The following is a 13,218-nucleotide window of genomic DNA, read 5'->3' on the forward strand; positions in this document are numbered from 1 at the left end:
TTTTAGTTATATATAGGTCATATGTAGTATATGTGGAAACTTTTTGGTTTTAGTGAAAATGAATAAATTCTTGCAATATTATAATTTTATAAATAAAAAAATTAGTATCCTCAAGAAGGAAAAAAATGATTTATATAGAATAATATTGAATAGAATGTTTATAATGCATTAAGGGCTTGTTCCCTTAGAAATAGATAGTTTATAGAATGGGGGGGATGAAAGGGGAAAAGGATAGATTTTTGTCGAAACAAATACAAAAGGGGTTGCAAGGGGGTTAAGATTTTATGGCCAAAAAGTTTCTTGTTTTTCTTGTTGTTTTTACTTTAGTATTTAGTGCTTTTGGTACTTTTGGCTATTCACAACAAATACCTACATCAGAGTATTCGAAACTTATAATTGATTTCTTAAAGGTCGATTACAATCTTTTAAAGCAAATTGCTCAGGATAACTTTAAACAAAATTTTCAACCTTATCAGAGTAAATCAAAAATTGCAGAGCGTCTGGGAAAAGAAATACAAAATTTAGGAGAGGACGCTCAGCAAGAAATTGAAAAATATTCTCCCGATGAGACAGTAAGAGTTATTATAGAATTACAACAAGACAGCGTTGCATCTTATGCTTTAAAAGCTAACAAAACTCTTAAAACTTTAGCAGAAACTGAAAAAGCAAATATATTAAATAAAATTGCTCAACAGCAAAATCAAGTAAAAAATGAATTAACTAAAAATTTTAACTTTAAGGTAAGACATATTTATAAAACAGCAATAAATGGCATAAGCGGCGAAGTAAAAGTCAAAGATATAGAAAAAATTAAGCTATTACCAGGAGTAAAGGATGTAAGAATTGCAAATGAGTATTTCCTTGATATGACATCGGCAGTTTATTCAACAAATGCTCCTACTGTGTGGAATGAATTAGGGTATAAAGGGGAAGGAATGGTTGTAGCAGTTATAGATACAGGAATAGATTATAGACATCAGGATATGAAAGTTGCAGACCCAAATCGGGTGAAATTGACTAAGGAAAAAGTGCAGCAAATAGCAGCTCAGACAGGCCTTCCTTATAAATATTTCACAGAAAAAGTGCCAGTTGGTTGGAACTGGGCAGACAACAATGATGAAATTATAGACATAGGTGCTACACAGTCAATGCATGGACAACACGTTGCGGGAATTATTGCAGCAAATGGTAATATTAAAGGTGTTGCACCTGAAGCGCAGCTCATAGTAGAAAAGGTATTTACAAACAATCCCAATTTCCCATCAGCTTTTTCAGACGATATAGTAGCAGGTATTGACCATGCAGTTGCCTTTGGAGCAGATGTCATAAACATGAGCCTTGGTTCAACAGCGGGTTTTGTGCGTCCTGATGATCCTGAGCATGTTGCAATAAAAAATGCAGTTGACAATGGCGTGATAGTTGTCGTTTCAGCTGGTAACTCCAGTTATTCGACGAGCGCAGAATTTTATCCATATGCAATGGATCCAGATATAGGAACTGTCGGTTCGCCTGGATTGTGGCTTGATGCTATTCAAGTAGCTGCTTCTATAAATCCTGGACTTACAGGAAAAAGCTTTTCTGTAAATCCTGCACCACAAGGATTTGACAAAGTAGTATACTCTGTAGGAAGTCCTTCAGACCATGACCCTATTGACCCTGCAGATGTATTAAAAGGGGAATATGAGGTAGTATACTGCGGATTAGGTAAGCCTGAGGATTTCCAAGGCAAAGATGTATCAGGCAAAGTTGCTCTTATTTCAAGAGGCTCTATTACATTTAACGCAAAGACAATAAATGCACAAAATGCTGGCGCAGTAGCTGCAATAATTTACAACAACACTACAGGGACAATATCAATGGCTTTAGGAGAAGGTACAAAAATTCCTTCTGTGTCTATTTTAAAAGATGCAGGTCTTGCAATTAAAGCCTTGTTAGATCAAGGGCAAAAAGTTACAGTAAAATTTGATGGTGCTATAGCGACTAATAATTTAGGAACTCCTCCTGGAGACAATGTAACAGACTTTTCTTCATGGGGTGTCACACCAAGCTTTGACTTTAAACCAGAAATAATGGCACCTGGCGGCGGAATATATTCAACACTTAACAAAGATTCTTATGGCTTAATGAGCGGTACTTCTATGTCATCTCCTTATGTGGCAGGTGCGATGGCGTTAATTGCAGAAGTTCTTAAAGAGAGGGTTGCTAAAGGCGAATTGAAATTTGAAAATGGCAGAGATTTTGTTGAAATGGCTAAAATAATGGCAATGAATACAGCTAAAGTTATAATTGATACAAACGACAATGCTGCTCCTTATACAGGTAAAATCTTAAGAAGTCCTAAGCCTTATTCACCGAGACAACAAGGAGCAGGTATGATTCAAATAGATAAGGCAATTGAGACACCTGTTACAATTACAGATGCAAATGGAAAAGCCGGTATTGCCCTTGGCAGTATTGGAAATAGTGTAACATTTACATTGATTCTTAAAAATCACAGCAATAGCGATGTTACGTATAACTTGAAAGATGAGTATGGAGTTTTGACAGATTATGTTCTTTGGGGATTTAACTTTGCCGAAACAACAACCCTTACAGGGGCGACGGTTAAATTTGACAAAGATACTGTGACAGTGCCTGCAAACGGACAAGCGACTGTAAATGTCACACTGATAATTCCACAAAATGCGCTACAAAATATTTTTGCAGAAGGATTTTTAAGCTTTATTCCCCAGGACAGCAGCCTTCCAAAGTTAAGTGTACCTTATACAGCTTTTTATGGCAGTTGGGATGAGCCGAGAATTATAGATTCACCTCTTTATGAGGATGACACTTATTATGGACTTACAGGTATGGCAGGAGTTATAAACAATGAATTATATTTCTTAGGAAATCTTGGTAGTAAAACACCTGATCCATCTACAATTGCTATATCTCCTAATGGCGATGGTGTATTTGACTTTGTACAACCAGTGCTTTCCTTCTTAAGAAATGCAAGAGAATTTAAAGTAAGTGTTGTAGATGAGAATGGAAATGTAATAAGAGAGATAACTCAAGAAGAGTATATAAGAAAGAATGTAGCAGCAACTTCTATGGCGAGAATTTCTGATTCTTGGATATGGGATGGTACAGCATTTAACCCCGCAACGGGAGAATTTGAAGTAGCCCCTGATGGGCAGTATTATATGTGTTTTGAATCAAAGATAGATTATCCAAATGCTAAGACACAACTTCTTGAAATGCCTGTTAAAGTTGATACAATAGCTCCTGAGGTTATGATAAATAAAGACTACATTGATCAATATGGCTACTTGAAAGACATATATATTTCTAATGGGAAGGCTACAATTGAATGGGGAGGTCAGGATGAAGGTTCAGGAATAGATTCTTATATTATACTTACTGGTAAGATTGATCCTATAACAGGAAATGTTACAAATGTGGAAGCAAAAGCATTACCAAGTGATGCAAATGTAGCAGACGTTTCAATTCCATATCGCTATACATTTATTGCTGTAGTGGGAGTAGATTATGCAGGAAATGTTTCTGAAACCACAATAGGGCAAAATGGATGCATTGCATTTAATAGCGACATAAAAGATAATTTTGGACCTGTAATCAATGTAGTTGAACCACAGGTAGGAGAAATAATTAATACGAGAGATATTGTTGTTTCAGGGAATATACAAGATGAGACAACGTTTATGGGTAAACTTTATATTAATGGTGAATTAGTGCCAGTTGACGAAAACAACAATTTCAAGACAACAGTACACTTTGACAGTGATGGAAGACAAAAGATACAATTCCTTGCAATTGATCATTTATATAATGAAAATGATCCATCAACTCATGAGCACAAAACAGAATTTGAAGTGCCAATTTATATAGACACTACAACTCCTGAAATTACTTTAGATACAAAGAATCTTAAAGGTTATATTTCGCCGAATGATATAAGCCTTATTATTAGTGGAAATGTACATGATACAGGATTTGGGTATAAACTTTATATAAATGGCAACATGAAGAGCAACAAAGAGGCAGACGATTATACGACTTTTGACGATACTTTTGCGGAAAAAATATCTCTTAGCAGAGAAGGCGATACTTTTATTTTGATAAAAGCAATAGATGAAGCAATGAATACTGCAGAAGTTAAAATAACTGCAAGGGTATATACTTCTGAAGTAGAAAATTACGCTATGCTAACTTATGAAGGAAATCAGATTAAAGTGCCTCTTGAAAATGTAGATTTAGTTTCGGTTGCTGCTGAGCCAAATCAAATTGAAATACCAGCAGGTAAAACAGCAAAAGTAGCTATTACTGCTGAGTTTAAAGATAGGACAGTAGATGTGACAAATAAAGTAAGATTTGAATCAGCAGATGAAAGCATTGCAAAAGTAGAAGCTGATGGAACTGTAAAAGGTATAAAACAAGGTGAAACGACAGTAACTGCAATGTATCAAAATAAAACTGTGGAAATAAAAGTTAAAGTTGTAGCTCCAGTACAAGAGGGAATAGAAGTACAACCATCTTCTATAGAAGTTCCAGCAGGTTTGACGTCAGCTATTAAAGTTTACAGTATTCTTTCAAACGGTGAAAAAATAGAGGTGACACAATCTGCAAAATATACAGTAGCAGATAAAACTATTGCTGAATACAACAATGGAGTTGTTAAAGGACTTGCGAAAGGTAATACAATACTTAAAGTTGAATATTCAGGTAGCTCTTTTGAGGTTCCAATTAAAGTTACTGAAGCTGTACTTAGAGATATAATAGTTCAGCCATTGTTAATAGAAGTACAAATAGATGGAACTTACCAGATGAAAGTTACAGGAATATATTCTGATGGTACAGAGAAAGATATAACAAAAGATGCCAATTATACCTCTAAAGACACAAGTATTGCTACAGTAGATAAAGGGCTTGTGAAGGGGGTCAAAAAAGGTACTACTGTAATTAATATAAATTATGGTGGGAAAACAATATCTGTAAATGTAACAGTAAAAGAGAAACCGCAACTTCAAGGCGTTGTAAAAGCATTAGCTCTCAATGTAAGAGAAGGAGCAAGTACTTCCACAAAGGTGATAGGAGTGCTTCCTCGTGGTACAGTAGTAACACTGCTCGAGGAAGTGAATGGATGGTATAAGATAAATTACAATGGCAAGACAGGGTATATATATGGAGTATATGTTACTGTAATGCCAAGCTCTTCTGAAGTAAAGACTGGAAGGGTTACAGCTTCGGTTCTTAACGTAAGAGAGGAAGCGAGCACTTCAACAAAAGTTATAGGAACACTTTCTAAAGGTACAGTAGTAACACTGCTCGAGGAAGTGAATGGATGGTATAAGATAAATTACAATGGCAAGATAGGGTATATATATGGAAAATATGTTGATGTGATATCAAGTTCATCTGATGTAACTATCATAAAAACTGTAAAAGTCACTGCTAAAAGTGGACTGAATGTGAGAGTTAGCAATTCTACAAGCGCAGCAAAATTAGGAGTAGTTCCTTATGGGGCAGAACTGAAAGTAGTTGGAGAATACAATGGTTGGTATAAGATATTGTATAAGGGTGGATTCGGATACGTATATGCCAAATATACAAAATGAATGAGAAGATAGCAAAGCCGAGTTAGCGGCTTTGCTATTTTTTTAAAACAGAGGAATCTAAAAATTTTGATGTTTGCCTATAAGGAATCGTTATTTTTCTAACAATGTCTTTGTATAATAGACAAATGTATTTTTTACTATTGCATTTTTTACTTTATTGATTTATCATATTAAATATACATCTAGTAACAAGGAGTGATAAAATGAAAGAAATGATATTGATGACACCAGGGCCTACAATGGTGCCGGAAGATGTAAAAAAAGTTGCGGGTGCACAACCTTTACACCATAGAACGGAAGATTTTTATGAATTATTTTCTAATCTCAATAAAAATTTAAAAGAAATATTTAAAACTAAAAATGAAGTTATCACGTTGACCTCATCAGGAACAGGTGGAATGGAAGCTGTCATTGCAAATCTTTTTTCCACGGGAGATAAAGTATTAGTCGCCAGTATAGGTTATTTTGGAGAAAGATTTTATGATATAGCAAGAGCTTATGGCCTTGATGCAGAACTTCAAGACTTTGGCTGGGGAAACGCCGTAGACCTTGACGTATTAGAAGATAAATTAAAAAATGGCAATTACAAAGCCCTTTTAGTTACCCATAATGAAACTTCCACAGGAGTTACAAATAACGTAAAAGAAATTGCAAAAATTGCTAATAAATACGGGGTAGCAATTGTCGTTGATGCTGTAAGCTCGTTAGGTGGTATACCCCTTGAAATGGACGAGTGGGGTATTGATGCAGTAATAACCTGTTCTCAAAAATGCCTTATGTCGCCTCCTGGACTTAGCTTTGTCGCTTTAAGTGAAAGAGCATGGAAAATGGCGGAGACTTCTAATCTTCCAAAATATTATTTTAACTTAAAAAAAGCGAAAGAAGGCGTTTTAAAGCCCAACCCCGATACTCCTGCTACTCCTGCTGTCTCTACAATAATGGCTGTAGCAAAAGCGACAAATATGATTTTGGAATTTGGACTGGATAATGTATACAAAAGGCAAGCCAACTATGGGAAAAGAGTGAGAGAATACGTAAAGAATTTGGGGCTAGAACTGCTGCCAGAAGAAGACATAGCTTCTGATTTAATAACTGCTATAAAAGTTCCTGAAAAATACAAAGCATCAGAGATTATAAGCCACATGAAAGAAAAACATGGGGTATTAATAACAGGAGGGCAAGGACCTTTAAAAGGGAAAATTATAAGAATAGGTCACATGGGTTATGTGACTGAAGAAATGCTTACTAAAACTCTTGAGGCGTTGAAAGACGCAACAGAGTGGTAAGGAGGGATATAACTTGAGGATAATTGTCACAGAGAAAATATCAGAAAATGGCATTGAATATCTAAAAAAACACGCTGACGTAGACGTGAAAACTAATATTTCAAGAGATGAGCTTTTAGAAATTATTAAAGATTATGACGCCATTATTGTCAGAAGTGCTACAAAAGTAGATAGAGAACTTATCGAAAAAGGTGAAAGATTAAAAGTCGTAGGTCGTGCGGGAAATGGCGTTGACAACATTGATGTGACAGCAGCTACTGAAAAAGGAATTCTTGTTGTAAATACTCCTGCTGGAAATACTGTAGCTGCTGCAGAATTGACCATTGGCCTTATGCTGGCTATAGCCAGAAATATACCGCAGGCATATCATGCTGGTCTTAATGGAGACTTTAGAAGGGATAAATTCAAAGGCGTTGAATTGAACGGAAAAACTGTAGGCATAATAGGTTTGGGTCGAATCGGTTCCCTTGTTGCTGCAAGGTTGGCAGCATTCAACATGAGAGTAATTGCTTACGACCCTTATATGCCTGATAGCCGTTTTGAAAAATACGGTGTGGAAAAAGTTACTTTAGATGAATTGCTTCAGCAATCAGACTTTATAACAATTCACCTTCCGAAAACGGAAGAGACCAAAAAAATGCTCAGCGAAAAAGAGTTCAAAAAAATGAAAAAGGGAGTTAGAATAGTAAATGCCGCACGAGGAGGCATCATTGATGAAAAAGCTCTTTACAATGCCATTAAAGAGGGTATTGTAGCGGCAGCAGGGTTAGACGTTCTTGAAGTAGAACCAAAATATAACGTAGAACGACAAGATTTTAACAATCCACTTCTTGAACTACCAAATGTCGTTTTTACGCCTCATCTTGGAGCTTCAACTTATGAAGCGCAAGAAAACATAGGCATATCCATTGCTCAAGAAGTAATTTCGGCTTTAAACGGTAATCTATACGGAAATATAGTAAATTTACCCGGCGTGAAATCCGACGAATTTTCACAGCTGAAACCTTATATGAAATTGGCTGAAGCCATGGGAGCATTTTATTATCAAATAAATGATACTCCTGTTAGATTAGTTGAAGTGATATATAGAGGAGAAATTTCGAAAACTAATACAGATATTGTTACTCTCTATGCTCTTAAAGGCTTTTTAAAGCCTGTATTAGAGGAGGATGTAAGTGTTGTAAATGCAAAATTAAGGGCAAAAGAAATGGGGATAGAAGTTGTAGAGGGTAAAATCGAAGAAATAAACCACTATTCAAGCCTTATCATTCTCAAGATTACAGATACCAATGGCAAAACAACACAATTTGCAGGAACCACATACGGAGAAGAAGTGAGGATTGTAGAGTATATGGGACATAAAGTAAATTTTGAACCTACGGAGTACATGCTATTTGTCAAGAATAAAGATGTACCAGGGGTTATAGGTCACATAGGGAACGTATTAGGAGACTTTGGCATAAACATCTCAACTATGCAAGTAAGCCCCAATAAAAATGATGGAACCGCATTAATGATTGTAAGTACAGACAAAGAAATCCCTGATGAAGCAGTAGAGTCTCTAAATAAATTAAATAGCATAATAAAAGCAAGAGCGGTAAGGGGTTAATATAAAAAAAGGAGCAAGTTTTTTCTTGCTCCTTTAAATATTATAAGGTTAAATATTATAAGGTGTTCTTTTTCTCCCTTCAAAATAATAAAGAGTATTTATCCCGTATGATTTTACATAAGCATAAGCTTTGTCAAAATCTCTTGCCACATCGTAAGGATTATGGGCATCAGAATTTACTACAATAGGTATATTATATTCCTTGATCATTCCCATTATTTCTTTTGAAGGATAGATTTCTCCTACGGGTTTTCTAAGCCCTGCAGTAGAAACTTCAATTACTATACCTGTTTTAGAGATTTCCTCAATATTTTGCCTTATTTTATCAAAAGTATAAGGCTTTGCCCTAAATCCAAAAATTTTTACAAGGTCAATATGTCCTATAATATCGAACAGACCTGTTTTAGCCATTTTTTCAATTATATTAAAATACTCAAGATAAACCTCATCAGTATCACGACTTTTCCACTCTTCTATAGATTCTTCAAGGTCTATTCCCCAATCTTCAATCCAATGAACAGACCCTATAACATAATCCCATGGATAAGGTTCAATAAATTCTTTTATTTCTTTTTCTTTTCCTGGGAAGTAGTCCGCTTCAATGCCCAATTTTACAGGCAAACCCATTGCTTTTGCTTCAGTAATTAATTCAACATACTCAGAAATGTTTTGGTTCATGTAGTTTTTTATCCATTCGCTTCTAAAACCGTCACTTTTATACGCATTGTACCCTTCTTTAAATCTATGTTCGTGTTCAGAAATGCCAATCTCAGTTAAACCTTTTTGTAGTGCTACATCAATGAACTTCTTAAGCCATTCTATTGTATAAGGCCCATTTTCTATGTGGACGTGATAATCTGCAGCCATAATTTTTCCTCCTTAAACAACTCAAAATCCTCGTTTTTCTCTTTAGCATCTTAAAACATTATAATATTTTGCAAAAACTAATGCAACTTGTGTTATAATAATTACAATAGGTGTTTTATTTTGTGAAGTGAGGGGTTCCATCCTCTTTACAATCACCTAAAAATACTATATAATAAATGAGTATTTATTTTTACGAGGTGTTTTTTTATGTACTGGCGGTATTGTAAAAAAACCAAAAAATCCATTTAAATCTAAAAGGGATACGAGTCTCTATTTTTCCAAAATAGAGATTTTTTTATGGGTTAAAAATACTTAAAAATTAATCATAAAAAACGATAATACACTTAAGAGGTGAGATAATGACAAAATATATTTTTGTAACAGGAGGAGTTGTATCCTCTCTTGGGAAAGGCATAACTGCTGCATCATTGGGAAGGCTTTTAAAAAGCCGCGGCATATCAGTTGCTATTCAAAAATTTGACCCTTATATAAACGTAGATCCCGGCACAATGAGTCCATACCAACATGGTGAAGTTTTTGTTACAGAAGATGGGGCGGAGACAGACTTAGACCTTGGCCATTATGAGAGGTTTATAGACATTAACCTTACCAAAAATAGCAATGTAACTGCAGGTAAAGTGTATTGGTCTGTCATCACAAAAGAGAGAAAAGGGGATTATCTTGGTGCCACAGTGCAAGTGATACCTCACATAACGAACGAAATTAAAGAAAGAGTATACAGAGTTGCAAAAGAAAAAAATGTGGACGTAGTAATAACAGAAATTGGCGGAACAGTAGGAGACATAGAAAGCCTTCCTTTCCTTGAAGCTATAAGACAAGTAGCAATTGAACAAGGTAAAGACAATGTTATGTTTATCCACGTCACATTAGTACCTCATCTTGGTAATACAGGGGAATTAAAAACAAAACCTACTCAACATAGCGTTAAAGAATTAAGGTCAATAGGTATTCAACCGGATATGATTGTATGCAGAACAGAACTTTCTCTAACGCAGGACTTAAAAGAAAAAATCGCTCTTTTTTGCAATGTAGATGTAGAAGCGGTTATAGAGAATAGAGATGTAGAATCAATTTATGAAGTACCATTGGAATTCGAAAAGCAAAAAGTAGATGAATATGTGCTAAGAAGATTAAATTTGCCCCTTGGCCAATCGGATTTAAAAGAGTGGAGAGAATATGTAGAAAGAGAAAAAAATCCCATAAAAGAGGTAGAAGTAGCGTTAGTAGGTAAGTATGTAGACCTTCATGATGCATATATAAGTGTGGTAGAGGCATTAAAACACGCAGGGGTTTATCATAGCGCTGCTGTGAATATAAGATGGGTAAATGCAGAGCATGTGAATGATGAGACAGTAGAAACACTTTTAAAAGGTGCAGACGGTATATTAGTGCCTGGAGGATTTGGCGATAGAGGCGTTGAAGGGAAGATAAGAGCTATACAATATGCAAGGGAAAACAAAATCCCTTATCTTGGATTGTGTCTTGGTATGCAATGCGCTGTAATAGAATTTGCAAGAAATGTAGCAGGACTAAAAGGAGCTAATTCTACAGAATTTGACCCAAATACTTCCTATCCTGTAATAGACCTTATGCCTGAACAAAAAGATATAGATGAAAAAGGCGGTACCATGAGATTAGGAGTGTATCCTTGCAAAGTGATTGAAGGTACAAAAGCTTATCAGGCTTATCAAGACGAATTAGTATATGAAAGGCATAGACATAGGTATGAATTTAATAACCAATACAGAGAACTTTTAACTTCAAAAGGCCTTGTACTTTCAGGACTTTCTCCTGATGAACGGTTGGTGGAAATAATAGAATTAAAGGACCATCCTTATTTTGTAGCATCCCAGTTTCATCCAGAGTTTAAATCAAGGCCTTTAAAACCTCATCCTCTGTTTAGGGATTTTATAGGGGCTATATTAAAGATTAAAGGGTAATTTTTGTGGGGGTAAGATGATTGTACCCCATAATTTATATGTGAAATAGGTATTTAAACAATTAGCTAATAAATCCGAAAATATATATATAAAAGTAAATAAAATACAACTGATGAGTTGAAAAATTTATTTGCAAATTATAAATAAAAAAAGGGGGGTTAGTTGTATAATTAAATGCAACAGATAAAAGAATAGAAACCATAGTGAAAATCGTGTATGATATAGGTGTCAACTAAACATCATACAAGGAGGATTTTCACTATGGTTCATAATAATGATACCACAAAAAAGCGTTCTTTTAAACACTTAAGTAGCTATGAACGAGGAGAAATCTATGCATTACTCAAAGAAGGAAGAAGTATTCGGTATATTGCTAAAAAACTTAATCGATCTCCAAGCACTATAAGCCGTGAAATTAAACGTGGAACTACTACACAACTTAGAAGTGATTTATCTTCTTATACAAGCTATTTTCCTGAAACCGGTCAAGCTATCTACGAAAAAAATCGCTCAAATTGCGGAGCTAAATTTAAAGTAGCTAAAGCAGAAGATTTTTTGAAATATGCTGAAAATAAAATATTAAATGAAAAATGGTCACCAGATGCAGTTGTAGGCTATTGTAAAAAAGACCCAAGCTGGAATAATAAAACTATTGTTTGTACTAAAACACTGTACAACTATATAGATAGAGGATTATTAAAAGTTAAAAACATTGATTTACCTTTAAAACTACGTTTAAAACCAAGAAAGAAACAAAATCGTAAAAATAAACGTATTATGGGTAAAAGTATTGATTTTAGGCCTAAAGAAGTTGAAAGCCGTGAAGTTTTTGGGCATTGGGAAATAGATACGTTAATTGGCAAGAAATCTAATGACAAGGTCCTTTTAACATTAATAGAGCGTAAGACTCGCCATGAAATAATATTCTTATTAGATGCAAAAGACAATAAATCTGTTAAAGATGCATTATCAAAATTAAAAGATATGTTTGGTGACAATTTAAGCAAGGTCTTTAAAACAATAACATCTGATAATGGTACAGAGTTTAGTGATTTAGAAAGTGCTCTTTTAGAATATGGCGTAGAAGTATATTATACACATCCATATTCATCTTGGGAAAGAGCTACAAATGAACGACATAACGGTCTTATACGACGTTTCATCCCTAAAGGTAAAAGTATTAAAGATTTATCTATAGATACGATAAAGAGAGTAGAAAACTGGCTTAATAACCTTCCACGAAAATTGTTAAATTACAAAACGCCTAAGGAATACTTTTATGAAGAGCTGGCAAAAATCTGTTAAGCCCATCCATTATAAAGTTTAGAGCTCGTTCGTGATTTGTCAAGGGCAGGCTTCGCCTGACTTTAACCCTTGACAAATCACGACCTTCGCTCAACTTGTTAACTAAGATGGGCTTAAGGTTATATATGATTTGTTCCAAATCCTATATCTACATGATTTTCATTAGGTGTTGCATTTAATATTGCAATTTATAATAAAAAAAGGGGTAGAAAACTACTCCTTTTTTTATGTGCGCCCGGCATGGGCGATAGCTAGGCGGTGAAAGTCCGCTGTGGGCTTGGTAGTGGGAACCACTAGCCAAAAGCAAGGGTGTCCATCGTGAGGTGGAATCTGAAGGAAGCTTAAGGCAAAATCTCGGTCTGATGAACAAGAACCAGATAAGAGGCTGAATTGGGATGGATGAGTTTGCGTAACAAAACGAAGTCCAACACTACCCGAATCCCATACAGTAAATCTGGCAGATATATGAGATGAAAGTTATCGTTCTTACCCGGGGAGGTCTCAAGGACAAGTCACTAAAGTGAACTCTGAAGTGACAACCCATACAGTGATGTATGGTTGAACCTTGAGAAGTC

6 protein-coding genes are annotated in these 13,218 nt (G+C 35.1%); 5 read left to right on the forward strand and 1 reads right to left on the reverse strand.

Annotated features, from left to right (window positions below):
* The first annotated feature begins 284 nt into the window (after positions 1-284).
* The 3 genes from THEBR_RS00730 to serA all read left to right on the forward strand — a co-directional run bounded on the left by THEBR_RS00730 (position 285) and on the right by serA (position 8,510).
* Complete coding sequence (locus tag THEBR_RS00730; RefSeq protein WP_012268889.1) at positions 285-5,615, forward strand: SH3 domain-containing protein; 5,331 nt, start codon at positions 285-287, stop codon at positions 5,613-5,615.
* A 203-nt stretch (positions 5,616-5,818) separates the two neighbouring features.
* Complete coding sequence (locus THEBR_RS00735; RefSeq protein WP_012268890.1) at positions 5,819-6,901, forward strand: pyridoxal-phosphate-dependent aminotransferase family protein; 1,083 nt, start codon at positions 5,819-5,821, stop codon at positions 6,899-6,901.
* Positions 6,902-6,914: 13 nt separating this feature from the next.
* Positions 6,915-8,510 (forward strand): phosphoglycerate dehydrogenase, encoded by a 1,596-nt coding sequence (gene serA, locus THEBR_RS00740; RefSeq protein ID WP_012268891.1) that lies wholly within the window; start codon positions 6,915-6,917, stop codon positions 8,508-8,510.
* A 48-nt stretch (positions 8,511-8,558) separates the two neighbouring features.
* Here serA and THEBR_RS00745 read toward each other — a convergent pair whose 3' ends face one another.
* The gene (locus tag THEBR_RS00745) at positions 8,559-9,377 is read right to left on the reverse strand and encodes a histidinol-phosphatase (RefSeq protein WP_012268892.1); all 819 of its coding nucleotides are present in this window, start codon (positions 9,375-9,377) and stop codon (positions 8,559-8,561) included.
* 359 nt (positions 9,378-9,736) lie between these two features.
* On the opposite strand from THEBR_RS00745, the gene THEBR_RS00750 reads away from it, so the two are divergent.
* Together THEBR_RS00750 and THEBR_RS00755 are read left to right on the forward strand one after the other, a co-directional pair.
* Positions 9,737-11,338, forward strand: a complete 1,602-nt coding sequence (locus THEBR_RS00750) for a CTP synthase (RefSeq protein ID WP_012268893.1) — start codon at positions 9,737-9,739, stop codon at positions 11,336-11,338.
* A gap of 261 nt (positions 11,339-11,599) precedes the next feature.
* Positions 11,600-12,643, forward strand: a complete 1,044-nt coding sequence (locus THEBR_RS00755) for an IS30 family transposase (RefSeq protein WP_011025138.1) — start codon at positions 11,600-11,602, stop codon at positions 12,641-12,643.
* Positions 12,644-13,218 lie beyond the last annotated feature (575 nt).

The organism is Thermoanaerobacter brockii subsp. finnii Ako-1 (genome assembly GCF_000175295.2).
GTDB lineage: Bacteria > Bacillota > Thermoanaerobacteria > Thermoanaerobacterales > Thermoanaerobacteraceae > Thermoanaerobacter > Thermoanaerobacter pseudethanolicus.